A 25,506-nucleotide genomic window follows, 5' to 3' on the forward strand; every position below is an offset into this window, starting at 1 on the left:
ACGACGGTTGGGCTTCGTCGATATACTAGGCGCCAGTTTCGCCGGGCTTTGTGGCGGGATTCAGAGATTGGGGATGCCCCCCATCCATTGTGGGAGCGGGCTTGCTCGCGAAAGCGGTGTGCCAGGCTGAGTTGAAGTCGCCTGACACACCGCTTTCGCGAGCAAGCCCGCTCCCACAGGATTATTGGGTTGTTCCACTAGACTGATCCAGGCACAAATGCCCCGGTCATGCCCGCAACGGGCCGCTTAGGGATATCAACCATGCAATGGATCTTGACGCTGTTGGGCCTGGCTCTTGGCTGGGTGGTGGATGAGTCGCTCGCCGATGCGCTGATAGGCGCGTTGGTGGGGCTTGGCATCGCCCAGGTGTTTCGTATCAGGTACCTGGGATCCGAGGCCGCCCGGCAGCAGGTTTTGCTGCAAGCGGCCCAGCAAGAGCTGATCACGCTGGAGGCGCGTCTGGCGGTGCTGGAGCGCGGCACGTTGTATGCTGCCCCTGATCCCGCGACGGCGCCCCCAGTCACCGCGGCCCAGGTCACCGCGCCCCAGGTCCCCGAGCCTGTCGCCCGCACCGAACCGGAGCCGGAACCCGAGCTGGTCTGGGAACTGCCGCCCGATCTTGCGCCCGAGCCGGCGACGGCCACGCAGGCCAGCCAGCCATTGCCCGACAACGTCTGGACCCCGGCACCTGCTCGCTCCAGGCGCGAGTCCCGTGAATTCGAGCCAGTGGAACCGATTGCCGCGCAACCGGCAGCGCCACGGGGCCCGAATTTCATCGAGCGCGCCATAGCCGGTGCGCGCAACTGGTTGTTTGGCGGCAATACCGTGTTGCGGGTCGGCGTGGTGCTCTTGTTCCTCGGCCTGGCGTTCCTGCTGCGTTATGCCACCGAAGGCATGGTGGTGCCGATCGAGCTGCGTTACGCCGGCGTCGCGGCCAGTGCGCTGGGCCTGTTGGGTCTGGGCTGGTGGCTGCGCCAGCGCAATGGCAGCTATGCGCTGATGCTCCAGGGTACCGGCATTGCGGTGCTGTACCTGACCGTGTTCGCCGCCATGCGTCTGCATCCGCTGCTCGACTCGAAGGCAGCCCTGGGCATGCTGGTGGCGGTCACGGTGTTCTCGGCGATCCTGGCGGTGACCCAGAATGCCTTGGGCCTGGCCGCGGTGGCCGCTCTGGGTGGGTTTGCCGCGCCGATCCTGACCTCCACTGGGAGCGGCAATCACGTTGCGCTGTTCAGCTATTTCATTCTGCTCAACACTGGCATTCTCGCCATTGCCTGGTTCAAGGCCTGGCGCCTGCTCAACCTGATCGGCTTCGTCGGTACTTTCGGTATTGGTGTCGCCTGGGGCCTGCGCTCCTACACGCCGGAGCTGTTTTGGAGCACCGAGCCATTTCTGATCGTATTCTTCGTGATGTACCTGGCGATCGGTCTGCTGTTCACCCGTCGCAAGCTGCTGGAAACCGCGGGGGCGCCCGACGGTGACAGCCGGGAGGCATTGCTGCGCTGGTCGGCGCGCAACGGCGACTATGTGGACGGAACGATGCTGTTCGGGCCACCGCTGGTGGGGTTCGGCCTGCAGTATGCGCTGGTGCAGCACCTGGAGTTTGCCGCGGCGTTCAGTGCCCTGGCCCTGGGCGCGATCTACATGGGTCTGGCGCGGATATTGATGGGGGGGCGAGCCTTGCTGCTGGCCGAAACCTGCCTGGCCCTGGGGGTGATTTTCGCCAGCCTGGCTATTCCCCTCGGCCTCGATGCCCGCTGGACTTCGGCAGCCTGGGCCGTGGAAGGCGCCGGGATTTTCTGGTTGGGGTTGCGTCAACACCGGCCATTGGCACGCGCTTTTGCGCTGTTGTTGCAATTGGGCGCGGCGCGGGCCTTCCTCGGCGAGTTGAGCTTCGGCGAAAGCAGCCTGCTCGATGCCCCTGCGCTGGGCGCCTTGATGATCGGTGGCGCGCTGCTGTTCAGTTTCCTTCAATTGCGCAAGGCTGCGCCCGAGCATACCCATGGCTGGGAGCGTCAGGGGCAGCCGGTTCTGGCGGTGTTGGGCCTGAGTTTCCTCTATCTGCTGGCACCGTTGTTTTTCTTCACCCATGGCACTGCGATCACCTGGGCGCTGGCGGGGTTGGCGACGCTATTCGTCGGCCTGCGCCTGCAATCGCGCAGTTTCCTGTTCACCGCGTTTGCCGTGCAGTTGTTGGGTGGTGCGTTGTTCCTGATGCGCTTGCGCGGTGCCGAGGGCGATTCGGCAGCGGTGTTCGACGCCGGCTGGAGCGGTTTGCTCAGTGCCTCGCTGATCGGCCTGGCGTTGATCGGCGGCATGTTGCTGGCGGCGCGTGACGATATGGTGCGCAAGGACGCACGTTTGCTGCGTGGGTTGTCCGTTGTATTGCTGGCAGGGCTGGTGCTGATCAACCTTGCGGTGCTGTTCGTCCTTCCCTGGCAGACGGCGAGTGGCGTATGGGCCGTCAGTGGCCTGTTTATCATTTGGTTGAGCTTGTACCTGAAGCAGCGCATGAGCTTTGTATTCGGTCTGTTGCTGCAATTGGTGGGCGGTGCGGCATTCCTGCTGGCAGGGCCGGCCTTGCTGGGTACGCTCGATGTCGAAGGCTTGCGGCCCCTGGCGCACAGCGGCTTCTGGACGCCGCTGGTGCTGGGGCTGGTGGCGCTGATCGGTGCGTGGCGACTGCAACGGGGTCAATCGGACACTGTCTTTGACGTATCGAGCTTGCAGCGCTTGTCCGAGTTGTTGCTGGTCTGGGGCGCCGGCTGGTGGGCGCTGGCGTGGCTCAGCGAAGTGCTGCGCTTCGCCCCGGTGAACCTGCAAGGCAGCCTGTTACTGGTGGTCGCGGCGCTCAGTGTGGCGGTGTGGAGCGTCCTGGCCCAGCGTTTGAAATGGCCATCCCTGGGGTTGCTGTGCACTTTGCTGATTCCGGCGGCGGGCTGTGTGTTGGTCGCGACCTGGCACAGCCGTTATCACCCGGCGGCGGATTTCGGCTGGCTCGCTTGGCTGGTGGTGTTCGGCGTGCATTTCCTGTCGCTCAGACGCCTGGCTTCGATGCTGCCGGCCCAGGCCCGTAGCACAGCTCATGTGCTCGGCTGCTGGCTGCTGATCGGTGTGCTGGCGCTGGAGCTGCGTTACGGCTTGCTGCTGTTGTCCGAGCAATACAACGCCTGGCGCTGGTTGGGTTGGGCGATCCTGCCGAGCCTTTACCTGGTGCTGATGGCCGCGCCGCGGGCCTGGCCTTGGCCAATATCGGCGCAGTCGCGGGAATATCGCGTCTACGCGGCGGCGCCCCTGGCCCTGCTGATGCTTGGCTGGTTCTGGCTGGCCAACACCTTCAGCGACGGCACCGCTGAACCCTTGCCCTACGTGCCGCTGCTGAACCCGCTGGAGCTGGGCTTGCTGTTTGCCTTGTTTGGCGTCTACGTATGGGTCCGCAGCGCAGTGGGGCAACTGACGGTCCGTTGGGCGTATGCCGATCAGGTCGCCCAGTTGATCGCCGGCGTGTCGCTGTTCGCGTTTTTCACCGCCGTGGTAATGCGCAGTGCTCACCATTGGATGGGGATACCGTTCGAATTGGATGCGTTGCTTGAATCCATGTTCGTACAGGCTGGGCTGTCCATCGTCTGGACCCTGATTGCCCTGGGCCTGATGATCGGCGGGCATCTGCGGCATCGCCGGGAGGTATGGCTGATCGGCGCGGCGTTGATTGCCGTGGTGGTGGCCAAGCTGTTCTTTGTCGAGTTGAGTAACCGTGGCGGTCTGGCGCGGATCGTGTCGTTCATCGGCGTGGGGGTACTGTTGCTGGTGGTGGGCTACTTCGCGCCGCTGCCGCCCAAGCGTCCGGAAACGGCTTCGCCTACCGAGCCGCCGATGCCTGTCAGTGAGGGAGTGTCATCTTGAGTCGCAAGTTGAGTCGGATCGGACTGGGTGTGGTCGGGTTATGGGTAGCATTGTCGGCCATGGCCCAGGAAAAGCCGGCGGACTTCGCCCACCAAGTGCCGTTGGCCTTGAGCGGTGAAGGGCCTTGGTATCGTCTCCCGTTGCCCCTGGAGGTCCAGCTGCAAGCGCGACAGACCGACCTGAGCGACCTGCGGGTATTCAACGCGGCCGGGCAGGCCCAGGCCTATGCGCTGGTCCGCGAAACGGCCCAGAGTCGCGAAAATCGCACTCTCACCGACGTGAAATGGTTTCCGCTGTACAACGCCGCCGATGACAACGAACGCGCGCCCAGCGTGCGGGTGCAATCGAACGCCAACGGTACGCTGGTGGAGGTCCAGCCATCCAGCCGGCTCGAAGCGGGGGAAGAAGAGCTGCGCGGATGGCTGCTGGATGCCAGCGCGATCAAGGCGCCCTTGCAACAGTTGATTCTGGACTGGACCAGCGAACGCGACGGCTTCCAGCGGTTTACCATCGAAGCCAGCGACGACTTGCAGAACTGGCAGGCGTGGGGCGAAGGCCAAGTGGCACGGCTGACCTTTGCCGATGAGCGGGTCGAGCAACATGAGGTGAGCCTGCCGGGACAATCGGCCCGCTACCTTCGACTGCTGTGGGATTCGCCATCCTCCGCGCCGGTGCTGACCTCGGCGCAGTTGCAAAGCGCCAGTCGCGAAAGCCTGCCGTTGCCGCTGGTCTGGTCACAGCCTTTGGCCGGCACCACCACGAAGGCCGGTGAATACACCTGGCAGTTGCCCATGGGGTTGAATCTCGAACAGGTGCAGGTGGAACTGAGCCAGGCCAACAGCCTGGCCCCGGTAACACTGGCCGGCCGACGTGAGAGCAGCCATTCCTGGCAGCCGATGACCAGTGGCTTGCTGTATCGCCTGACCCAGAACGGCCAGGACGTGGTGCAAAACCAACTGCAGTTGGACGGTCAGACCGTGCAGCAACTGAAGCTGACCGTGGACGAGCGGGGCGGCGGCCTTGGCGACCAGGCCCCGACGCTGCGTTTTGCGGTGCGTCCGAGCCAGGTGGTGTTTCTGGCGCGTGGAGAAGGGCCGTTCAGCCTGGCGCTGGGCAGCGCGACCGTGAAGGCGGCCAGTCTGCCCTTGTCTACACTGGTGCCCGATTACCGGCCGTCGCGGCTGGCGAGCCTGGGCGTAGCAACAGTAAATGGGGCCGCGACTTCGACGCCGGCAACCGAGACGGCACCGGCAGTCGTCGGGACGGACTGGAAGAAAATCGGCCTGTGGGCTGTGCTGGTGCTCAGTGTGCTATTCCTCGGGGCGATGGCATACAGTCTGCTGCGCAAGCCGCCGGTCAAATCCTGACCCGATTTGGCCCCCTCAGGGTCCAGTGTTTTTTCATAGCCAATGGAGTCCGGTAGGCTAAACAGAAATAAGGATCGCTGCCTTGCTTCGCTCGATGCGCCCGGGTCCATACCGGGCGCACGGCTTTTTGGTCGGGCCGATGCGGGACCACACTTCAGTTTGTCCGCATCGTGCCGATTCTTAGGAAGGCTCGATGTATTCAGGAGGGGACCCGTGAATCTGTACATCAATCAGCTTCAGAACAAAGCTGACTTCAAAGAGGCTATTTACGCAGGCGACATCTTCCTGAACACTCAATTGCGCATTGCCAGAGAGTTGTGCGCGTTCGCCCAGGAAAGCATCACTGCCGCCTTCAACGGCGAGACTAATCATCAAGCCTTGCACACATTGATGCCGGTAGAAGAGTTCGTGGCGCTGGTTACACGCCTCAAGGGGCAGTTCACCAACAGCTTGCGCGTTAAAGAGTTGATCCAGGGTTTCATTTATGAAATCGGCGCTGACCCTCGCGAGTTTATTTTCGACGTGCCCCGGATCCGTGTAGTACCCAATTATGACTACCTGCACGCTGGCGTCAGCTATGCCTATAAACCCCACCGTGATACTTGGTACGGTGGGGTCGATTGTCAAATCAACACATGGATGCCGGTACACACCATCAGTGCCGACCAGACCATGATGATCAATGGGGGCTATTTCGATGTCCCTGTGGAAAATACTTCCAAGGACTGGAGCCTGTCTGACTGGATCAGCAACCAGCGTCATCGGGCCAAGGAAAACCTCAAGGAAGAAGCCCGGGTACACCCGGTTCCGCTGGAGCAGATCAATACTTCGTCGGAGCTGCGCGTAGCCGGCAATATGGGCGACATGCTGGTTTTCTCAGGTTCGCACCTGCACGGCACCGTTCCCAACTACACTCAACTAACCCGTTTCAGCGTGGATTTTCGCTTGATGCATCTTGACGATCTCAAGCACAAGCGCGGTGCGATCAACGTAGACAGCGCTTGTCCGGACGTTGGTGCAGGCTTCAAAGATTATTTCCACGCTCACGACTTCTCGAATTTCCAAGGAATCCAGCAATGACCAAGCGCCGCATTACGCCCGCCGAGGCTCAGTACAACGAGACTCGTGCCAATGTCTTGAAACGGGTGGACGCCGAGTATGTGGCCGACGCGCCATTTGTCTTTGCCCATCGCATTGGCGTTACCGCTGCGCTGTCGCGCATGGAACTGTTCAAGAAGGTCGCCGAAATACCGGGGGCGATCATCGAATGCGGCGTGTACAAGGGCAACTCGTTGATGCTCTATATGCACCTTTCAATGATCCTGGAACCCTATGCGATCAATCGCTCGATCATCGGCTTCGACACCTTCGAGGGGTTCCAGAGTATCGACAAGAAAGAAGACCCGGCGGACGTCAATGAAACCATGTTCTCCGACACCGACCAGTCCTTGATCCAGGAAATGATCGATGCCAACGACCTGTTGCGCCCGGTCAACCGCATCCCGCGCTGTGAATTGGTCAAGGGAGACATTGTCAAAACCGTGCCGGAATGGGTCCAGACCCGCCCTGACCTGGTGGTAGCGATGCTGATCCTCGACACCGACCTGTACGAATCAACCAAGGTCGCTCTGGAAACGTTCCTGCCGTATATGCCAAAAGGTGCGATCGTGGTGCTCGACGAAGTTGCCTACCGTAACTTTCCAGGAGAAACCAAAGCCTTGCGCGAAGTGCTCGATCTGAACAAGATCGAACTCAAACGTCTGCCGTTCGATTCGTGTGTGGGTTACTTCCACGTTTGAGAACACTTCGGCCTTTGCTTCGGTCGAGCGGCTTGTGACTTGGGGCATACAGAAGTCGGAGCGGATAGTCTGCAAGCTCCAGCCAGGATCGGGTACCTCCATGTTGATGGGGGTCCGATTTTTCCGTATTGCAACGGATGGCGATTGCCATCTCGTGAACTCAATCCCCCATATCCCGTCTCATAGGAGGAATTAAGTCCCGACTCGCGCTAAACTGCGCAGGTTTTTCCGCCCCCTATTCTTCGGAGCCGTCCATGTCCCGCGTTACCTTGAGTCGCTATTTGATTGAGCAGACCCGCAGCAACAACACCCCTGCCGATCTGCGCTTTTTGATCGAAGTGGTGGCGCGTGCGTGCAAGGAGATCAGCCACGCCGTATCCAAAGGCGCCCTGGGTGGTGTCCTGGGCAGCATGGGCACGGAGAACGTACAGGGCGAAGTGCAGAAGAAGCTCGACGTGCTGTCCAACGAAATCCTGCTCGAAGCCAACGAGTGGGGCGGTCACCTGGCCGGCATGGCGTCCGAGGAAATGGACAATGCCTACCAGATCCCGGGTAAGTACCCCAAGGGCGCCTACCTGCTGGTGTTCGACCCATTGGACGGCTCGTCGAACATCGACATCAACGCACCGGTCGGTACCATTTTCTCGGTACTGCGCTGCCCGAACGAGTACCTGAGCCAGAACGAAGCCCTGAACGAAAAGGCCTTCCTGCAACCAGGCACCGCACAGGTAGCCGCCGGCTACGCGATCTACGGTCCTCAGACCATGCTGGTACTGACCCTGGGCGACGGCGTGAAAGGCTTCACCCTGGATCGCGAGATGGGCAGCTTCGTACTGACTCACGAAGACATCACCATCCCTGAAACCACCCAGGAATTTGCTATCAACATGTCCAACCAGCGTCACTGGGAAGCCCCGGTGCAGCGCTACGTGAGCGAGTTGCTGGCGGGTGAGGAAGGCCCGTTGAAGAAGAACTACAACATGCGTTGGGTCGCCGCGATGGTCGCCGACGTACACCGCATCCTGAACCGTGGCGGCCTCTTCATGTACCCACGCGACAGCCGCGAACCGACCAAGCCGGGCAAGCTGCGCCTGATGTATGAAGCCAACCCGATGTCGTTCCTGGTGGAGCAGGCCGGTGGTGCTTCCACTGACGGCCATCAGCGCATTCTCGACATCCAGCCTGAAGGCCTGCACCAGCGCGTTGCGGTATTCCTGGGATCGAAAGAAGAAGTGGCCCGCGCCACGGCCTACCACAAGGAATAAACCATGGCCCAGCCCTGGCAGCCGTTGCTCGATTGGTGGTTCGGTTCAGCCGAGGCGCCGGACGATATAGCCGCTGAAAAGGGCAAGCTGTGGTTCGGCAAGGGCCATGATCGCCAGGCGCGGGAGCGTTTTGGCGATCAGGTCGAACAGGCGCTGGCCGGCGAATTGACCGACTGGGCGCAACGCCCCGAAGGTTGGCTGGCCCTGGTATTGCTGCTCGACCAATTGCCACGAATGATCTTTCGCGACACCCCCAAAGCCTTTGCCGGGGACCTGCGCGCCCAAGCGCTGGTGGCCCAAGGCATGGCGGCGGGTTTCGACCGACAACTCAAACCCATCCAACGCGTCTTTATCTACCTGGTGCTCGAGCACTGCGAAAACCTGGCCGTGCAGAACGAGGCCGTGTCGCGATTTATCGACCTGGTTCGTGAGCAGCCGGACGCGGCAGTGTTCGAAGACAATCTCGATTATGCCGAACGGCACCAGAAGATCATTGCGCGGTTTGGGCGGTTTCCCCATCGCAACGCGGTGCTAGGAAGGGAATCCACGGCGGAGGAAGTGGAATTCTTGAACAGGCCTGGTTCGCGCTTTTAATGGCGGCTTATGGATGACCTCGAAGCAACCGTTTCATGAGTAACGCGGGCAGGCTTTTGCGGCTATCGGCAATGATATGGATGTAAATCGTTTGGCCTCGCACTTCATAAATGATCCTGTTCATTCCTGACAGGACCTGCCGATACTGACCAAAATTCAGCTTTTCTATTTCGTCCGGGATCGACCCCGCATAAGGGAGTGTCGCCAAATGACGGATCGCAGTCTTAAGACTGGCAAGGGTGCTTTGCCATGTTTGAACAGAAAACCGTTCGGTCAGATAAATACGCAGTTCTTTGAGATCGGTCTCAGCCGATTGAAGGATTACGATCTTCAAACTCATCGTTCGTCGGCCGCGTCCAATTCAGCGAAGACATCCTCGACATCCCGGTACTTACCCTCCTCGATTTCCTTATTACCCATAGCCAACAGCTTTAATAGCGCCATGGTGTCTTCTTGCTCTTCGAAGCTTTTTACATCCATGACCACGAGCTTGGCTTCGCCATTTTGAGTGATGACTAACGGCTCCCTGGTTTCTGTGATGCTCTTTACGACTTCGGCGGTATGGCTTTTCAAATAGCTGATAGGTTTGATTTGGGATGACAACTTCATGATGGGAACCTCTCAAAACTGAGTGGACTGAGTTTAGTCCTAATTCAGTCCTGCGTCAGGTCGTGTTGTCTAAACGGTCCCCAGCGGGATTGGCCCCTATCGCGAGCGAACTCTCGATAGGGGCCAATCCAGGCGCTTTAAATCCGGAAACTCCCCACCAATTGCTTCAACCGCGCCGCCTGCTGTTCCAGGTCGGAACAGGCGCGCAACGTGGCTTGCAGGTTTTCCACGCCTTCCTGGTTCAGCGTGTTGATCTCGCTGATGTCGACGTTGATCGACTCCACCACGGCGGTCTGTTCTTCGGTGGCGGTCGCCACGGACTGGTTCATGCCGTCGATTTCACCGATACGCTGGGTCACGCTGCCCAGCCGTTCGCCGGCCTGGTTGGCGATGTCGACGCTGCCTTCGCTCTGGCGCTGGCTGTCGGTCATGGTCAGTACCGCTTCCCGTGCACCGACCTGCAGTTCTTCGATCATCTTCTGTACTTGCTGCGCTGAATCCTGGGTGCGGTGGGCCAGGTTGCGCACCTCATCGGCCACGACCGCAAAGCCGCGCCCGGCTTCACCGGCCCGGGCTGCCTCGATGGCGGCGTTCAAGGCGAGCAGGTTGGTCTGTTGCGAAATGCTGGTGATCACTTCAAGAATCTGGCCAATGTTCACCGTGTTGCTGTTCAGGGTTTCGATGTTGCCGCAGGAGTCACTGATCTTCGCCGAGAGCTGTTGCATCGCGCTGATGGTTTTGTCCACCACTTGCTGGCCGTCTTCGGCCAGGCTGCGGGCCTCGCTTGAGTGCTGCGAGGCGAGGGCGGCGTTCTGGGCAATTTCCTGGGCGGCGGCGCCGAGCTGGTTGATGGCTGCGGCCACGCTGCTGGTGCGCGAGGCTTGTTGATCAGAGTTGAACATCGATGAATTGGAGGCACTGACTACGCGCAAGGCAACTTCGTTGACCTGGCCGGTGGCCGAAGCCACTTCACGGATCGACGTATGGATACGCTCGACAAAGCGGTTGAAAGATGTGCCCAACGCGCCGAATTCATCGTGGCCGTGGATGGTCAGGCGCCGGGTCAGGTCGCCTTCGCCTTCGGCGATGTCATGCATGGCGCGACCCATGGTCAACAGCGGTTGCATCAACACGCGGATCAACATGCCCAGCAGGGCGATGATGAACACCACGGCAATGGCCATGGCAATCAACGCCGAGGTGCGGAACTCGCTGAGCATCGCCAGCGCCGTGTCCTTGTCGAGCACCAGCGCTACGTACCAGTCGGCGCCCGGCACGCCGTTGACGCGGGTGAAGGACATGAACTGGGTCTTGCCGTCGAGTTCGACTTCCTTCATGCCCGGGCTGACCTGCGGCGTACCGTTGGGGTAGGCCTCGGCCAGTGTCTTGAGCACCCGCTTGCTATCGGGATGGATCAGGATCTTGCCATCGGCGCTGACGATGAACGCATGACCGTGGCCGCCGAAGTTCAGGGAGTTGATGATTGCGCTGATGCTCGACAGGTCGATGTCCGCACCGGCCACGCCGATCATCTGGTTCTGATGTTTCACCGGGGTGGCCACGGTGATGACCAGTTTGCCCGACGAGGCGGCGATGTAGGGTTCGGTGACGATGGTTTGCTGCGCGCCGTTGGCGGCCTTGTACCAGCCTCGGGCGCGAGGATCGTAGTCGGCGGCGCGATTGCCGGCCGGTACCGAGAACATCACGCCGTCGGTGCCGCCGAAATAGCTGAGCTGGAAATTACCCGTGTAGGCCGGCAGGTCGATGGCGCGTTTGAGGCTGGCGGCGCTGCTGCCGTCCGTTGCGATCTGCTGGGCCAGCGATTGCAGCAATTGGATGCGACCTTCTACCCACGTCTGAATGTTTCGGCTGGTCAGGCTGCCGAGTTCCTGCATCGACGTCTCGGTGCTCGAATGCAGGCTCTGGCGCTGACGATAGTCGTTGAACAGGATGAAACAGGCGAATGCAACGGCCACCACGAGGGCGGCAGCCAGCAGAATTTTGTGGCTGAACTTCATGTTTCTGGTCATTAATAACGCTACCGCACTGGAGCTGGTCAGGAAGGGGCGCCAATTTGCCATAACGCAGGGCACAGCGCTGTTCTTTTTATCGGCCTGGAAGCGCCAGGGATCAGGCGCCGGCGGGGCAATCCCGACGAAATGCACGACGGCATCACAAACTGATTGATTTGCCGACGAAATACCCCCTTTTTGTTCAATAAATACAAGGTTCGTCGGGGAACCAGACAAGGGTTTTCTCTTCTAAGCTTCTGGTTGGCACCCTGCCACCTCCCTTCCGCTCCAGGAGTTACCCGATGTCCCTGCGATCTATCGCGTTGTTGTCTTTGTGCGTCTTGTTGGCCGCGTGCAGCAAAGTGAACCAGGAAAACTATTCCAAGCTGTCGGCTGGCATGTCCAAGGCCGAAGTCGAAACGTTACTGGGGAAACCGACCGATTGTTCGGGCGCGCTCGGCATGTCCAGTTGCACCTGGGGCGACCAGAAAAGCTTTATCAGCGTGCAATATGCCGGTGACAAAGTGTTGATGTTTTCCGGCCAAGGCCTGAAGTAAACCGAGGCCATGGGCCTGCGGGAGAAAAATAATGAAGCGGTTATTGTTAGTGCTTTTGGCTGGCCTGGTATTGGCCGGCTGTGCCACTTCTGGCGAAGACCCGTTGGCGCCCAAGACCGTCAACAGTGTCAATTTGAAGCGTTACCAAGGGACTTGGTACGAGTTGGCCCGCCTGCCAATGTATTTCCAGCGCAACTGCGCGCAATCCGAAGCTCATTACACACTCAAGCCTGACGGCGACCTGGGGGTGCTCAATCGCTGCCTGACCTCGGACTGGCAGTGGGAGGAAGCCAAGGGCACCGCCACCCCACAAGTACCTGGCAAGACCGACAAGCTCTGGGTCAGGTTCGATACCTGGTTCTCGCGGATCCTGCCGGGTGTGGCGAAGGGTCAATACTGGGTGCTATACATCAGCGACGATTACAAGACAGCCATCGTAGGCGACCCGAGCCGCCGCTACATGTGGCTGTTGTCCCGTACTCCGACAGTCAAGGTCGACGTGCGTGAAGAGCTGCTGAGCAGGGCGCGTCAGCAGGGCTACGACACGACTCGACTGATCTGGCGTGCGTCGGATCGGCAGATGGCCAAGACGTCGGATTGAGGGCCTGAAAATATCCAATGTGGGAGCGGGCTTGCTCGCGAAGACGGTCTATCCGTTAATGTCTATGTCGACGGATACACCGCATTCGCGAGCAAGCCCGCTCCCACGTTTTTTACGCGTCAACCCAGGAGTTCGCGTAACACCTGGGCAAACGCCCGGGCGCTTTCCTCTTCCCCGGCATGCCGTCCGTCGCATACCACCCACTGCCCGCCGACCATCACGTCGCGCACCTGGCGATCCCCGCCGGCAAACAGCCAACGATTGAGAATTCCATCGCCACTTGCCGTCGCCAGGTACGGGTCGTTGCCATCGAGCACCAGCCAGTCGGCGCGTTTGCCGACGCCGAGTCCGCCGACCGGTTGGCCGAGGGCTTGGGCACCGCCCTCCAGGGCGGCATCGAACAGGGTGCGGCCGACCATCGGTTGATCTGGCCGATATAAGCGGTTGCGTCGCTGATCCCGCAGGCGCTGGCCGTATTCCAGCCACCGCAGCTCTTCCACCACGCTCAACGACACATGACTGTCGGAGCCGATACCCAGGCGTCCGCCCTGGGCCAGGAAATCCACCGCCGGGAAGATGCCGTCGCCAAGGTTGGCTTCAGTCGTGAGGCACAGACCGGCAATCGCCCGGCTTCTGGCCATGAGGCTGACTTCACGAGCGTCGGCATGGGTGGCATGCACCAGGCACCAACGCTGATCGACGTCGACGTTTTCGTATAACCATTGCAGCGGACGGGCGCCGCTCCAGCTCAAGCAGTCGTCGACTTCCTTCTGTTGTTCGGCAATGTGGATGTGCACCGGGCAATCGCGGTCGCTCGCCGTCAAAACCTCATGGATTTGCCCAGGTGTTACGGCGCGCAGGGAATGGAAGCACAGCCCAAGGGCCTGGTTCGGCCGTCCAGCCAGAAGGGGCTGCAAGCGCGACTGAAGCGACAGATAGTTCTCGGTGCTGTTGATGAAACGTCGTTGTCCGTCATTCGGCGCCTGGCCACCAAAACCGGAGTGGCTATAGAGCACCGGCAGCAGCGTCAGGCCGATACCGGCGGTGCTGGCCGCCTGGCTGATGCGCAGCGCCAGTTCCGCGGGGTCGGCGTAAGGCGTGCCGTCGGTATCGTGATGCACGTAATGAAATTCGGCGACCGAGGTGTAACCGGCCTTGAGCATTTCGATGTACAGCTGTCGGGCAATGGTGCCGAGCTGGTCCGGACTGATTTTTCCGACGAGGCGATACATCAGGTCGCGCCAGGTCCAGAAACTGTCGTTGGGGTTGCCCGCGACTTCCGCCAGCCCGGCCATGGCCCGCTGGAATGCATGGGAATGCAGGTTCGGCATGCCCGGCAAGAGCGGCCCCTTCAGCCGTTCGGCGCCGTCTGCGTGGGAATCGGCCTGGACACGAGTCAGAACGCCGTTGGCGTCGACCTCAAGACGTACATCATTGGCCCATCCACTAGGCAGCAGCGCGCGTTCGGCAAAAAAAGCGGGCATGGTCAAACCTCATCGTGTGTAATTTGTATATACATATACAGACGTTTGCCTGGCCGGTAAACTCCGGCAAGCTAGCAATCTTATTTGCAGAACAGGGAACCGCCGTGCCGACTCCGCCTGCCAAACCACCAATCGCCGCGAACATGGGTGACAGTCCGGCGCCCTTGTACGCCCGCGTCAAACAAATGATTACCCAGCAGATCGACAGTGGAAACTGGCCGCCGCATTACCGCGTGCCATCGGAAAGCGAATTGGTCAGCCAGTTGGGCTTCAGTCGCATGACCATCAACCGCGCCCTGCGGGAAATGACTGCCGATGGCCTGCTGGTGCGCATGCAGGGTGTCGGTACGTTCGTGGCCGAACCCAAGAGCCAATCCGCGCTATTCGAAGTGCATAACATCGCCGATGAGATCGCCTCCCGTGGCCATCGCCACACATGCAAGGTCATTACCCTGGAAGAGGAGGCCGCAGGTTCCGAGCGCGCCCTGGCCCTGGAAATGCGCGAAGGCCAGAAGGTGTTCCACTCTCTGATCGTGCATTTCGAGAACGACATTCCGGTGCAGATCGAGGACCGTTTCGTCAACGCACTGGTGGCGCCGGATTACCTCAAGCAGGATTTCACCCTGCAAACGCCTTATGCCTATCTGAACCAGGTGGCGCCATTGACCGAAGGCGAACATGTGGTGGAAGCGATTCTCGCCGAGCCGAGCGAATGCAAGCTGCTGCAAATCGAGCAGGGCGAGCCATGCCTGTTGATCCGCCGTCGTACCTGGTCCGGGCGCCAGCCGGTAACTGCCGCGCGCCTGATCCATCCCGGTTCGCGTCATAGCCTGGAGGGTCGGTTTCACAAATGAGTCAGATGAATATTCTGCGCGCCGCGAATTACCCTCGCATGCCATGGAAGAACGGCGGCGGCAGCACCGAAGAAATCACCCGTGATGCTGGCACTGGCCTGGATGGTTTCGGCTGGCGCTTGTCGATTGCCGATATCGGTGAGTCGGGTGGTTTTTCCACTTTCGCCGGTTATGAACGGGTCATCAGCGTGTTGCAGGGCGACGGCATGACGCTCAATGTCGATGGTCGAACCACGCGACCGCTGCATCCGCTGGACGCCTTTTCATTCAGCGGCGAGAGCCATGTGCATTGCACGCTGCTGGGCGGGCCGATTCGCGACTTCAACCTGATCTATGCACCGCAACGTTACCGCGCGCGGGTGCAATGGATGAAGAATGAGCAGCGTTTTTTCAGCGAGGCGGGGACGGTGCTGGTATTCAGTGCGGATCCGGCGTTGTGCGTCAGGGTCGACGAATTCGACGCGGCACTGGGCCTCTACGATTGTCTGCAATTGAGCGGTAACACCGGACTGCTGGAAATTTCCACGAGCGGGCAGTGCTGCGTGATTGAACTGACAGCCCATTGATATCCGCCGAATAGTTTTGTGGCAAAGGGAGCAGGCTCCTCGCCACAAAAGCTGTGTGTTGTTCCCACTACGCGCACCAACTTGTTACCGAATGCCCCAGCGTGGCGCAAAGCCGCGCTTGTGTGACGCTCATTGTTCCTGCTGAAAACCCCCGCCCGAAATTTTCATTCAGCTCGCCGGCCCAAGCGCCACGGGCCTCGCAGCGATTTCGTGAATCAACCGCGAGCAGCTCCTGAATAAAGTTGGCCGCTTGATTGCATATGCTTGTACATACAAGTAAAGACGTATGTGTATGAGTGCCTGCATTCAGCGCTGCGTCCCAAGAAATAGCTGCCCTGCCCGGGCTGGTCTGGATTGATCGCTGAGGAGTTTTGCTGTGACCGACGCTACCCGCAAACCTGAAAAATACCGTGACGTTGAAATCCGTGCCCCTCGCGGTAATACGCTGACCGCCAAGAGCTGGCTGACCGAAGCGCCGCTGCGCATGTTGATGAACAACCTCGACCCGGAAGTCGCCGAAAATCCCAAGGAACTGGTGGTCTACGGTGGCATTGGCCGTGCGGCACGCAACTGGGAGTGCTACGACAAGATCGTCGAAAGCCTGACCAACCTGAACGACGATGAAACCCTGCTGGTGCAATCCGGCAAGCCGGTAGGCGTCTTCAAGACCCACAGCAACGCGCCTCGCGTCCTGATCGCCAACTCCAACCTGGTCCCTCACTGGGCCACCTGGGAGCACTTCAACGAGCTCGACGCCAAGGGCCTGGCCATGTACGGCCAGATGACCGCCGGCAGCTGGATCTACATCGGCAGCCAGGGCATCGTCCAGGGCACCTACGAAACCTTCGTCGAAGCCGGTCGCCAGCATTATGACTCCAACCTCAAGGGCCGCTGGGTGCTGACCGCCGGCCTTGGCGGCATGGGTGGTGCACAGCCGCTGGCCGCCACGCTGGCCGGCGCTTGCTCGCTGAACATCGAGTGCCAGCAGGTGAGTATCGATTTCCGCCTCAAGACCCGTTATGTCGACGAGCAGGCCACCGACCTGGACGACGCACTGGCCCGTATCGAGAAATACACCGCTGAGGGCAAGGCGATTTCCATTGCGCTCTGTGGCAACGCCGCCGAAATCCTCCCGGAATTGGTCCGTCGCGGTGTGCGTCCGGACATGGTCACCGACCAGACTAGCGCCCACGATCCGCTCAACGGTTACCTGCCGGCCGGCTGGACCTGGGAAGAATACCGTGCCCGCGCCAAGACCGAACCGGCTGCCGTGGTGAAAGCCGCCAAGCAATCCATGGCCGTCCACGTGAAAGCCATGCTGGCCTTTCAGAAAATGGGCGTTCCGACCTTTGACTATGGCAATAACATCCGCCAAATGGCCCAGGAAGAGGGCGTTGAAAACGCCTTCGACTTCCCGGGTTTCGTTCCGGCCTACATCCGTCCGCTGTTCTGCCGTGGCATCGGCCCGTTCCGCTGGGCTGCGCTGTCGGGCGACCCGCAGGACATCTACAAGACCGACGCCAAGGTCAAGGCACTGATCCCCGACGACGCCCACCTGCACAACTGGCTGGACATGGCGCGCGAGCGCATCAGCTTCCAGGGCCTGCCGGCACGGATCTGCTGGGTCGGCCTGGGCCAGCGCGCCAAGCTGGGCCTGGCGTTCAACGAAATGGTGCGCAGCGGTGAGCTGTCGGCCCCGATCGTGATTGGTCGCGATCACCTGGACTCCGGTTCCGTGGCGAGCCCCAACCGCGAAACCGAATCCATGCAGGACGGTTCCGATGCGGTCTCCGATTGGCCGTTGCTCAACGCCTTGCTCAACACTGCCAGCGGCGCGACCTGGGTGTCGCTGCATCACGGTGGCGGCGTCGGCATGGGCTTCTCCCAACACTCGGGCATGGTGATCGTCTGCGACGGTACCGACGAAGCCGCCGAACGTATTGCTCGCGTACTGCACAACGACCCGGGCACCGGGGTGATGCGCCATGCCGATGCCGGTTACCAGATCGCCATCGATTGCGCCAAGGAACAGGGGCTGAACCTGCCGATGATCACTGGCAAATAACCGAACTCCTCTGTGGGAGCGGGCTTGCTCGCGAAGGCGGTTTTACATCCGACGCATGTATTGAATCGCCCACCGTATTCGCGAGCAAGCCCGCTCCCACAGGGGGAGGCGGGTCCACAATCCAGAACAATCCACAGAGGTTGAACCATGGCTGTCAGTAGCACACGCGCAAGCAGCAAGCCGTTGATCGAGAAACGTTCGATCGACTACATCCCGGAAGCGGAGCGACATGGCCGGCTGTTGAGCCAGTTCACCCTTTGGATGGGGGCCAACCTGCAAATCACGGCCATTGTCACCGGTGCGTTGGCGGTGGTGCTGGGCGGCGATGTGTTCTGGTCGTTGATCGGTTTGCTGATCGGCCAAGTGCTCGGTGGTGGCGTCATGGCATTGCATGCGGCGCAAGGCCCCAAGCTTGGCCTGCCGCAGATGATCTCCAGTCGGGTGCAGTTCGGTGTGTATGGCGCGGCCATCCCGATCGTGCTGGTGTGCCTGATGTACCTGGGTTTCACCGCCACGGGCACCGTGCTTTCCGGCCAGGCGCTGGGGCAGTTGTTTGGCGTCAGCGACAGTGTCGGCATCTTCATTTTCGCCAGCGTCATCGTACTGGTCACGGTGCTCGGGTATCGGGTGATTCACTTCATCGGCCGTGTCGCCAGCCTCATTGGCGTGATTGCCTTTGTTTACCTGTTCGCTCGCCTGATCACTCAGGTGGACGTTGGCGCCCTGTTGCAAATCCGTCATTTCAGTTGGAGCAGCTTTTTGCTCGCGGTGTCGCTCGCGGCCTCCTGGCAGATCGCCTTCGGCCCCTATGTGGCGGACTACTCGCGTTACCTGCCGAGCAAGACGTCTTCGGTGAAAACCTTTTTTGCCGCAGGCGCAGGTTCAGTCATTGGCGCACAGGTGGCGATGATCCTCGGCGTGTTTGCCGCCGCCTCGGCCAACGGGCAGTTCGCCGGTCACGAAGTGGCCTACATCGTTGGCCTGGGCGGTACCGGCGCCACCGCTGCGCTGCTGTACTTCAGCATCGCGTTCGGCAAGGTCACGATTTCCACGCTGAACTCCTACGGCAGTTTCATGTGCATCGCGACCATCATCAGCGGCTTTCGTGGCCACCTGAACGTCACGCGCTTGCAGCGTCTGGTCTTCGTGCTGTTCATCGTCGGCGCCGCAACCCTGATCGCGCTGCTCGGCCAGCACTCGTTCCTCGGTGCGTTCAAGTCTTTCATCCTGTTTTTGCTGGCGTTCTTTACGCCTTGGAGCGCCATCAACCTGGTGGACTACTACTGCATCACTCGCGAGCGCTATGACGTACCGGCACTGGCTGATCCGAACGGTCGCTACGGTCGTTGGAACTTCCTCGGGATCAGTGTTTATGCGCTGGGTGTACTGATTCAACTGCCGTTCATCGCCACCAAGTTCTATACCGGTCCGCTGGTGGCCGCGATGGGGGGCGTGGACATTTCCTGGATCATCGGTCTGGTGGTCCCGGCGGTGTTGTATTACGTCGCAGCCAGGAAGTGGCACAGCGCTGTACCCGATCGATTGATCCTGCCGGTCGAGCAGGACGCGGTTGACGCACAACCGAGCAGGGCGGGCCGCATCCAAGCGGTCTGATGGGACGTTGACAGGGCTGGATGCCTCTTGACTGCCGTAAGCCAACTCAAATGATTAGGAGCGTCATACAATGAAATCGAACAAGACCCTGCTGACCACCTTGCTTTCCATGGGCCTGTTGGCCAGTGCTGGCGCCACGCAAGCGGCCGGTTGGTGCGAGTCGGGCAAACCGGTGAAGTTCGCCGGTCTGAACTGGGAAAGCGGCATGCTGCTGACCGACGTCCTGCAAGTGGTGTTGGAAAAAGGCTACGGCTGCAAAACCGACAGCTTGCCGGGTAACTCCATTACCATGGAAAACGCCCTGAGCAGCAATGACATTCAGGTATTCGCCGAAGAATGGGTGGGCCGTAGCGAGGTCTGGAACAAGGCCGAGAAGGCTGGCAAGGTGGTCGGCGTCGGCGCCCCGGTGGTGGGTGCCATCGAAGGCTGGTACGTGCCACGGTATGTGGTCGAAGGCGATGCCAAGCGCAAGCTCGAAGCCAAGGCGCCAGGCCTGAAGAACATCGCCGATCTGGGCCAGTACGCCGCCGTGTTCAAGGACCCGGAAGAGCCGTCCAAGGGCCGCTTCTACAACTGCCCGGCCGGTTGGACCTGCGAGCTGGACAACAGCGAAATGCTCAAGAGCTACGGCTTGGAAAAAACCTACACCAACTTCCGTCCAGGCACCGGCCCGGCCTTGGATGCCGCAGTGTTGTCCAGCTATAAGCGTGGCGAGCCGATCCTGTTCTACTACTGGTCGCCAACGCCACTGATGGGCCAGGTGGACCTGGTGAAGCTGGAAGAAAAGCCGGGCGTGGACAAGAGCGTGACCATCAAGGTCGGTCTGTCCAAGACCTTCCATGACGAGGCTCCGGAGCTGGTGGCGGTGCTGGAAAAGGTCAACCTGCCCATCGATATCCTGAACCAGAACCTGGGCCGCATGGCCAAAGAGCGGATCGAGTCGCCGAAACTGGCGAAGATCTTTCTGAAGGAACATCCTGAAGTCTGGCATGCCTGGGTCAGCGAAGACGCTGCCAGGAAAATCGACGCGGCTCTGTAGGTCGAGCATTGCCCGGCCAACCCGAGGGCTGGCCGGGACGTTCACCGCATCCACCTGATCGAGAGTCTCTTATGTTTCCCGAAAGCTTTACCTTTTCCATCGCCGACTGGGTCAACGGTTGGGTCGACGCCCTGGTGACAAATTATGGCGATGTGTTCCGGCACATCTCCGACACCTTGCTGTGGGCCATCGTCAATCTTGAAGGCTTGCTGCGCCTGGCGCCCTGGTGGCTGATGCTGGCGATTGTCGGTGGCGTTGCCTGGCACGCGACCCGCAAGGTCGTGGCCACGGCGGTGATCGTCGGCCTGCTGTTCCTGGTCGGCGCGGTGGGTCTGTGGGACAAACTGATGCAGACCCTCGCCCTGATGCTGGTGGCGACGCTGATCTCGGTATTGATCGGCATCCCGTTGGGCATTCTGTCGGCGCGCAGCAATCGCCTGCGTTCGGTGCTGATGCCGCTGTTGGACATCATGCAGACCATGCCGAGCTTCGTGTACCTGATTCCGGTGTTGATGCTGTTCGGCCTGGGCAAGGTCCCGGCGATTTTCGCCACGGTGATCTACGCCGCGCCGCCACTGATTCGCCTCACCGACCTGGGCATTCGCCAGGTGGACGGCGAAGTGATGGAAGCCATCAACGCCTTCGGCGCCAACCGCTGGCAGCAGCTGTTCGGCGTGCAACTGCCCCTGGCCCTGCCGAGCATCATGGCCGGGATCAACCAGACCACCATGATGGCCCTGTCGATGGTGGTCATCGCCTCGATGATCGGCGCCCGTGGCCTGGGTGAAGACGTGCTGGTGGGCATCCAGACCCTCAACGTCGGACGCGGCCTGGAAGCCGGTCTGGCTATCGTGATTCTCGCTGTGGTCATCGACCGCATTACCCAGGCCTATGGTCGTCCTCGGCATGAGGTGAGCAAATGAGCAACGCAGCCATCAGCAAGATCGAAGTCAAAAACGTCTTCAAGATTTTTGGTAACCGCTCCACCGAAGCCCTGGAGCTGATCCGCCGGAACAAGACCAAGGACCAGGTCCTGGCCGAAACCGGTTGCGTGGTCGGTGTGAACGACTTGTCGCTGAGCATCGGCACTGGCGAGATCTTTGTGATCATGGGCTTGTCCGGGTCCGGTAAGTCCACTCTGGTGCGGCACTTCAACCGGCTGATCGACCCCACCAGCGGGGTGATCCTGGTGGACGGCGAAGACATCCTGCAACTGGACATGGACGCCTTGCGTGAATTCCGCCGGCACAAGATCAGCATGGTGTTCCAGAGCTTCGGCCTGCTGCCCCACAAGAACGTGCTGGACAACGTCGCCTACGGCTTGAAGGTGCGCGGCGAGAGCAAGCAGGTATGCGCCGAGCGCGCGCTGCACTGGATCAACACCGTGGGCCTGAAAGGCTACGAGAACAAATACCCGCACCAGCTCTCCGGTGGCATGCGCCAGCGCGTGGGCCTGGCCCGGGCCCTGGCGGCGGACACCGACATCATCCTGATGGACGAAGCCTTCAGCGCCCTCGACCCGCTGATCCGCGCAGAGATGCAGGACCAGTTGCTGGAGCTGCAGAAGACCCTGCACAAGACCATCGTCTTCATCACCCACGACCTCGACGAGGCCGTGCGCATCGGCAACCGCATTGCGATTCTCAAGGACGGCAAGCTGATCCAGGTCGGCACGCCAAGAGAGATCCTGCACTCGCCGGCGGATGAGTATGTCGATCGGTTCGTGCAACGCAGGGCTGCGGTGGTTTAGAGAACTCTGGTGACTGGGCGGGCCTCTTCGCGAGCAAGCCCGCTCCCACAGGGGACCACATTCCAATGTGGGAGCGGGCTTGCTCGCGAAGGCGTCAGTAAAGCTGCATCAATGTTCAGGTTGTAAGCATGAGGTTAAAGATGTCCCAGGCTGAAAAAATCATCATCGCCGACACCCCGCTGCGCTGGCAGGACGTAGTCGCCGTCGCCCGCTTCGGGGCCGAGCTCGAGCTGTCGGCACAGGCCTGGGCGCGGATCGACAATGCCCAGGCCATCGTGCAGCGCATCGTTGAAAGCGGCGAGCGCGCCTATGGCGTCAACACTGGCCTGGGGGCTTTGTGCAATGTCTCGCTCAAGGACGAACAACTCAGCCAGCTGTCGCGCAACACGCTGCTTAGCCACGCCTGCGGGGTAGGTGCGCCGTTGGCCGATGAACAGACCCGGGCGATTCTCTGCGCCGCCATTCTCAACTACAGCCAGGGCAAGTCCGGCATTCATCGGCGGGTGGTCGAGGCGTTGCTGGCGCTGCTCAATCGCGGCATCACCCCGCAAGTGCCGTCTCAGGGCTCGGTGGGTTACCTGACCCATATGGCCCACATCAGCATTGCGCTGCTGGGTGTCGGCCAGGTGAGCTATCGCGGGCAAATCGTCCCGGCGCAACAAGCCCTGGCCGCGGAAGGTCTGCAACCGGTGCAACTGGGCGCCAAGGACGGTTTGTGCCTGGTCAACGGCACGCCTTGCATGACCGGGCTCAGTTGCCTGGCCCTGGCCGATGCGACGCGACTGGTGCAATGGGCCGATGTGATCGGTGCCATGAGCTTCGAGGCCCAGCGTGGCCAGATCGCGGCGTTCGACGCCGAGATCATCGCCCTCAAGCCGCACCCTGGCATGCAACAGGTCGGAGTCAATCTGCGGGCCTTGCTCGACGGCAGCGAAGTCATTGCTTCGAGCCTGGGCATTCGCACCCAGGATGCGTTGAGCATTCGCTCGATTCCCCAGGTGCACGGCGCCGCTCGTGATCAGTTGGCCCATGCGCGGCAACAGATCGAAACCGAACTCAACGCCACCACCGACAACCCGCTGTTGCTCGGCACGCCGGACAATTTCCGGGTGATGTCCCAGGCCAATCCCCACGGCCAATCGGTGGCGATGGCTGCCGACCTGCTGACGATTGCCATGGCGGAAATCGGCTCCATCGCCGAGCGCCGGCTTGACCGGCTGATCAACCCACACGTCAGCGGACTGCCGGCGTTCCTGGTGGCCAATCCTGGCGTGAACTCGGGGATGATGATCGTGCAGTATGTCGCCGCCTCGCTGTGCGCGGAAAATCGCCAGTTGGCGCAGCCGGCGGTAGTCGACAACTTCGTCACCTCGGGCTTGCAGGAAGACCACCTGAGCATGGGCACCAATGCCGCGCTGAAACTGCACCGGGCGCTGGAAAACTGTACGCAGATCCTCTCCATCGAGTACCTGCTGGCGGCCCAGGCCTTTGAATTTCTCAAGACGCAACGCTTCGGTGCCGGCACCGACGTTGCCTGGAAGCTGCTGCGCGGGCGCGTCCCGGCCTATGACCAGGATCGTTGGCTGGCTCCGGATATCGCCAGCGCCGCCGCGCTGCTGAAAGACCCGGCCGTGCTGCACAACGCCTTACCGAATTTGAATTGATCAAAAAACCGCCAGCGTGCCAAGGCATCCATCGCCCATGAAGCGAGGATGACGGATAACGGAACATTCCGGAGCGACTGGCGGGTGAATAACAACACTCTCAAAAGGAGCATGAAATGACAGCTTTGAACCTGATCCCCGGCCAACTGAGCCTGGCTCAGTTGCGTGAGATCTATCAGCACCCGGTGACCTTGAGCCTCGATGCCAGCGCTTCGGCGCAGATCGAAGCCAGTGTCGCGTGCGTGGAGCAGATCCTCGCCGAGAATCGCACCGCCTATGGCATCAACACCGGTTTTGGTCTGCTGGCCTCGACCCGCATCGCCAGCGAAGACCTGGAAAATCTGCAACGCTCCCTGGTGTTGTCCCATGCCGCCGGCGTGGGCGAGCCGATCAGCGATGCGCTGGTGCGGTTGATCATGGTGCTCAAGGTCAACAGTCTGAGCCGGGGTTTTTCCGGCATCCGCCGGCAGGTAATCGATGCGCTGATCGCGCTGGTCAATGCCGAGGTTTATCCGCACATTCCGCTCAAGGGCTCGGTGGGTGCATCCGGCGACCTGGCGCCGCTGGCCCACATGTCCCTGGTGTTGCTGGGCGAGGGCAAGGCTCGCTACAAAGGTGAATGGCTGCCGGCCGTCGAGGCGCTGAAAGTCGCTGGCCTCGCACCGCTGACGCTGGCGGCCAAAGAGGGCCTGGCACTGCTCAACGGCACCCAGGTGTCCACCGCGTTCGCCCTGCGCGGCCTGTTCGAAGGCGAGGACCTGTTCGCCGGCGCCCTGGCCCTGGGCAGTCTGACGGTGGAAGCGGTGCTGGGTTCGCGTTCGCCATTCGATGCGCGCATCCACGCTGCCCGCGGTCAGAAAGGCCAGATCGACGCCGCCGCCGCGTATCGCGACCTGTTGGGCGAGCGCAGCGAAGTCTCCGACTCGCACCAGAACTGCGACAAGGTCCAGGACCCATACTCGTTGCGCTGCCAGCCGCAAGTGATGGGCGCCTGCCTGACCCAGTTCCGCCAGGCCGCCGAAGTTCTGGTGATCGAAGCCAACGCCGTGTCGGATAACCCGTTGGTGTTCGCCGCCGAAGGCGACGTGATTTCCGGTGGCAACTTCCACGCCGAGCCGGTGGCGATGGCTGCCGACAACATGGCCCTGGCGATTGCCGAAATCGGCTCCCTGAGCGAGCGCCGCATCTCGTTGATGATGGACAAGCATATGTCGCAACTGCCGCCATTCCTGGTGGGCAATGGCGGGGTGAACTCAGGCTTCATGATCGCCCAGGTCACTGCTGCCGCGCTGGCCAGTGAGAACAAGGCACTGGCCCACCCTCATTCGGTGGACAGTCTGCCGACCTCGGCCAACCAGGAAGACCACGTCTCCATGGCCCCGGCCGCTGGCAAGCGCCTGTGGGAAATGGCGGAAAACACCCGTGGGATCCTGGCGGTGGAATGGCTGGCGGCGTGCCAGGGACTGGACCTGCGCGGCGGCTTGAAAACCTCTGCGAAGCTGGAGCAGGCCCGCAGCCTGCTGCGCAAGGCGGTGCCGTTTTATGAGAAAGACCGCTTCTTTGCGCCGGACATCAATGCCGCCAGCGAGTTATTGGCGAGCCGGTGCCTGAACGAGCTGGTCACAGCACAATTGTTGCCGAGCCTGTAACGGCCTCATCGCGAGCAGGCTCGCTCCCACAAGGATTCGATGTTGAGCCCCATTTTGATTGACACCAGAGAGCCCTGTGGGAGCGGGCTTGCTCGCGAAAGCGCAGGGTCAGCT

The 25,506-nt window shown here is 61.0% G+C and carries 21 protein-coding genes; 17 read left to right on the forward strand and 4 right to left on the reverse strand.

The features are described 5' to 3' along the window. The first annotated feature begins 261 nt into the window (after window positions 1-261). The 6 genes from LCU97_RS15730 to LCU97_RS15755 all read left to right on the forward strand — a co-directional run bounded on the left by LCU97_RS15730 (window position 262) and on the right by LCU97_RS15755 (window position 8,928). Window positions 262-3,903, forward strand: coding sequence for a DUF2339 domain-containing protein (locus LCU97_RS15730; RefSeq protein WP_232777108.1), 3,642 nt, complete (start codon window positions 262-264; stop codon window positions 3,901-3,903). A gap of 59 nt (window positions 3,904-3,962) precedes the next feature. Then, a complete protein-coding gene (locus LCU97_RS15735) occupies window positions 3,963-5,270 on the forward strand; it encodes a DUF3999 domain-containing protein (RefSeq protein WP_408636404.1) in 1,308 nt (435 codons plus the stop codon). 213 nt (window positions 5,271-5,483) lie between these two features. Continuing rightward, complete coding sequence (locus LCU97_RS15740; protein WP_053147833.1) at window positions 5,484-6,350, forward strand: 2OG-Fe(II) oxygenase family protein; 867 nt, start codon at window positions 5,484-5,486, stop codon at window positions 6,348-6,350. Beyond that, complete coding sequence (locus LCU97_RS15745) at window positions 6,347-7,069, forward strand: TylF/MycF/NovP-related O-methyltransferase (protein WP_053147831.1); 723 nt, start codon at window positions 6,347-6,349, stop codon at window positions 7,067-7,069. Before LCU97_RS15740 ends, LCU97_RS15745 begins: the two co-directional genes overlap by 4 nt. A gap of 254 nt (window positions 7,070-7,323) precedes the next feature. After that, window positions 7,324-8,334 carry a class 1 fructose-bisphosphatase gene (locus LCU97_RS15750; protein WP_053147829.1) on the forward strand — a complete coding sequence of 337 codons (1,011 nt, stop codon included), beginning with the start codon at window positions 7,324-7,326 and terminating at the stop codon, window positions 8,332-8,334. 3 nt (window positions 8,335-8,337) lie between these two features. After that, window positions 8,338-8,928 (forward strand): DUF924 family protein, encoded by a 591-nt coding sequence (locus LCU97_RS15755; RefSeq protein ID WP_232777112.1) that lies wholly within the window; start codon window positions 8,338-8,340, stop codon window positions 8,926-8,928. Window positions 8,929-8,935: 7 nt separating this feature from the next. Here LCU97_RS15755 and LCU97_RS15760 read toward each other — a convergent pair whose 3' ends face one another. From LCU97_RS15760 to LCU97_RS15770, 3 genes are all read right to left on the reverse strand, one after another. After that, window positions 8,936-9,268: a type II toxin-antitoxin system RelE/ParE family toxin gene (locus LCU97_RS15760; RefSeq protein WP_053147826.1), complete on the reverse strand. Its 333-nt coding sequence runs from the start codon at window positions 9,266-9,268 to the stop codon at window positions 8,936-8,938. Next, a complete protein-coding gene (locus LCU97_RS15765; RefSeq protein WP_053147824.1) occupies window positions 9,265-9,537 on the reverse strand; it encodes a type II toxin-antitoxin system Phd/YefM family antitoxin in 273 nt (90 codons plus the stop codon). The genes LCU97_RS15760 and LCU97_RS15765 overlap by 4 nt, the downstream gene beginning before the upstream one ends. A 137-nt stretch (window positions 9,538-9,674) precedes the next feature. After that, on the reverse strand, window positions 9,675-11,567 hold the full coding sequence (locus LCU97_RS15770; RefSeq protein WP_218186699.1) for a methyl-accepting chemotaxis protein: 1,893 nt from the start codon (window positions 11,565-11,567) through the stop codon (window positions 9,675-9,677). A 284-nt stretch (window positions 11,568-11,851) separates the two neighbouring features. Here LCU97_RS15770 and bamE point away from each other — a divergent pair, with 284 nt between their 5' ends. Both bamE and LCU97_RS15780 read left to right on the forward strand, forming a co-directional pair. Beyond that, entirely contained in the window at window positions 11,852-12,106 is a 255-nt protein-coding gene (gene bamE, locus LCU97_RS15775) for an outer membrane protein assembly factor BamE domain-containing protein (RefSeq protein ID WP_053147820.1), read from the forward strand. A gap of 31 nt (window positions 12,107-12,137) precedes the next feature. Beyond that, window positions 12,138-12,707, forward strand: coding sequence for a lipocalin family protein (locus LCU97_RS15780; RefSeq protein WP_232777114.1), 570 nt, complete (start codon window positions 12,138-12,140; stop codon window positions 12,705-12,707). Window positions 12,708-12,826: 119 nt separating this feature from the next. Here LCU97_RS15780 and LCU97_RS15785 read toward each other — a convergent pair whose 3' ends face one another. Continuing rightward, window positions 12,827-14,191 carry a formimidoylglutamate deiminase gene (locus LCU97_RS15785; RefSeq protein WP_232777116.1) on the reverse strand — a complete coding sequence of 455 codons (1,365 nt, stop codon included), beginning with the start codon at window positions 14,189-14,191 and terminating at the stop codon, window positions 12,827-12,829. Between the two features lie 143 nt (window positions 14,192-14,334). Between LCU97_RS15785 and hutC the strand changes: the two genes are divergently transcribed. From hutC to hutH (LCU97_RS15830), 9 genes are all read left to right on the forward strand, one after another. After that, on the forward strand, window positions 14,335-15,045 hold the full coding sequence (hutC, locus tag LCU97_RS15790) for a histidine utilization repressor (RefSeq protein ID WP_232777280.1): 711 nt from the start codon (window positions 14,335-14,337) through the stop codon (window positions 15,043-15,045). After that, window positions 15,042-15,611: a HutD/Ves family protein gene (locus LCU97_RS15795; protein WP_232777118.1), complete on the forward strand. Its 570-nt coding sequence runs from the start codon at window positions 15,042-15,044 to the stop codon at window positions 15,609-15,611. The genes hutC and LCU97_RS15795 overlap by 4 nt, the downstream gene beginning before the upstream one ends. A 376-nt stretch (window positions 15,612-15,987) precedes the next feature. Further along, complete coding sequence (hutU, locus tag LCU97_RS15800) at window positions 15,988-17,676, forward strand: urocanate hydratase (protein ID WP_053147810.1); 1,689 nt, start codon at window positions 15,988-15,990, stop codon at window positions 17,674-17,676. A gap of 147 nt (window positions 17,677-17,823) precedes the next feature. Then, the gene (locus tag LCU97_RS15805; protein WP_232777120.1) at window positions 17,824-19,290 is read left to right on the forward strand and encodes a purine-cytosine permease family protein; all 1,467 of its coding nucleotides are present in this window, start codon (window positions 17,824-17,826) and stop codon (window positions 19,288-19,290) included. Between the two features lie 70 nt (window positions 19,291-19,360). Continuing rightward, complete coding sequence (locus LCU97_RS15810; RefSeq protein WP_232777121.1) at window positions 19,361-20,329, forward strand: ABC transporter substrate-binding protein; 969 nt, start codon at window positions 19,361-19,363, stop codon at window positions 20,327-20,329. A 71-nt stretch (window positions 20,330-20,400) separates the two neighbouring features. Beyond that, a complete protein-coding gene (locus LCU97_RS15815) occupies window positions 20,401-21,252 on the forward strand; it encodes an ABC transporter permease (RefSeq protein ID WP_053147803.1) in 852 nt (283 codons plus the stop codon). Then, on the forward strand, window positions 21,249-22,079 hold the full coding sequence (locus LCU97_RS15820; RefSeq protein WP_232777122.1) for a quaternary amine ABC transporter ATP-binding protein: 831 nt from the start codon (window positions 21,249-21,251) through the stop codon (window positions 22,077-22,079). Before LCU97_RS15815 ends, LCU97_RS15820 begins: the two co-directional genes overlap by 4 nt. Before the next feature lie 140 nt (window positions 22,080-22,219). After that, window positions 22,220-23,743 carry a histidine ammonia-lyase gene (gene hutH / locus LCU97_RS15825; RefSeq protein ID WP_232777124.1) on the forward strand — a complete coding sequence of 508 codons (1,524 nt, stop codon included), beginning with the start codon at window positions 22,220-22,222 and terminating at the stop codon, window positions 23,741-23,743. Between the two features lie 116 nt (window positions 23,744-23,859). Continuing rightward, a complete protein-coding gene (gene hutH, locus LCU97_RS15830) occupies window positions 23,860-25,392 on the forward strand; it encodes a histidine ammonia-lyase (protein ID WP_232777126.1) in 1,533 nt (510 codons plus the stop codon). The last annotated feature ends 114 nt before the right edge of the window (window positions 25,393-25,506 follow it).

It is taken from the genome of Pseudomonas uvaldensis, from assembly GCF_021271205.1.
GTDB classification, from domain to species: domain Bacteria; phylum Pseudomonadota; class Gammaproteobacteria; order Pseudomonadales; family Pseudomonadaceae; genus Aquipseudomonas; species Aquipseudomonas uvaldensis.

Coding starts and splice junctions, on each gene's coding strand:
- LCU97_RS15810 (WP_232777121.1), top strand. CDS start 19,361: ATGAAATCGAACAAGACCCTGCTGACCACCTTGCTTTCCATGGGCCTG.
- LCU97_RS15745 (WP_053147831.1), top strand. CDS start 6,347: ATGACCAAGCGCCGCATTACGCCCGCCGAGGCTCAGTACAACGAGACT.
- LCU97_RS15770 (WP_218186699.1), bottom strand. CDS start 11,567: ATGACCAGAAACATGAAGTTCAGCCACAAAATTCTGCTGGCTGCCGCC.
- hutH (WP_232777124.1), top strand. CDS start 22,220: ATGTCCCAGGCTGAAAAAATCATCATCGCCGACACCCCGCTGCGCTGG.
- LCU97_RS15735 (WP_408636404.1), top strand. CDS start 3,963: ATGGCCCAGGAAAAGCCGGCGGACTTCGCCCACCAAGTGCCGTTGGCC.
- LCU97_RS15785 (WP_232777116.1), bottom strand. CDS start 14,191: ATGCCCGCTTTTTTTGCCGAACGCGCGCTGCTGCCTAGTGGATGGGCC.
- LCU97_RS15820 (WP_232777122.1), top strand. CDS start 21,249: ATGAGCAACGCAGCCATCAGCAAGATCGAAGTCAAAAACGTCTTCAAG.
- hutH (WP_232777126.1), top strand. CDS start 23,860: ATGACAGCTTTGAACCTGATCCCCGGCCAACTGAGCCTGGCTCAGTTG.
- LCU97_RS15760 (WP_053147826.1), bottom strand. CDS start 9,268: ATGAGTTTGAAGATCGTAATCCTTCAATCGGCTGAGACCGATCTCAAA.
- LCU97_RS15750 (WP_053147829.1), top strand. CDS start 7,324: ATGTCCCGCGTTACCTTGAGTCGCTATTTGATTGAGCAGACCCGCAGC.
- LCU97_RS15755 (WP_232777112.1), top strand. CDS start 8,338: ATGGCCCAGCCCTGGCAGCCGTTGCTCGATTGGTGGTTCGGTTCAGCC.
- LCU97_RS15805 (WP_232777120.1), top strand. CDS start 17,824: ATGGCTGTCAGTAGCACACGCGCAAGCAGCAAGCCGTTGATCGAGAAA.
- LCU97_RS15730 (WP_232777108.1), top strand. CDS start 262: ATGCAATGGATCTTGACGCTGTTGGGCCTGGCTCTTGGCTGGGTGGTG.
- bamE (WP_053147820.1), top strand. CDS start 11,852: ATGTCCCTGCGATCTATCGCGTTGTTGTCTTTGTGCGTCTTGTTGGCC.
- LCU97_RS15780 (WP_232777114.1), top strand. CDS start 12,138: ATGAAGCGGTTATTGTTAGTGCTTTTGGCTGGCCTGGTATTGGCCGGC.
- LCU97_RS15795 (WP_232777118.1), top strand. CDS start 15,042: ATGAGTCAGATGAATATTCTGCGCGCCGCGAATTACCCTCGCATGCCA.
- LCU97_RS15765 (WP_053147824.1), bottom strand. CDS start 9,537: ATGAAGTTGTCATCCCAAATCAAACCTATCAGCTATTTGAAAAGCCAT.
- LCU97_RS15815 (WP_053147803.1), top strand. CDS start 20,401: ATGTTTCCCGAAAGCTTTACCTTTTCCATCGCCGACTGGGTCAACGGT.
- hutC (WP_232777280.1), top strand. CDS start 14,335: ATGGGTGACAGTCCGGCGCCCTTGTACGCCCGCGTCAAACAAATGATT.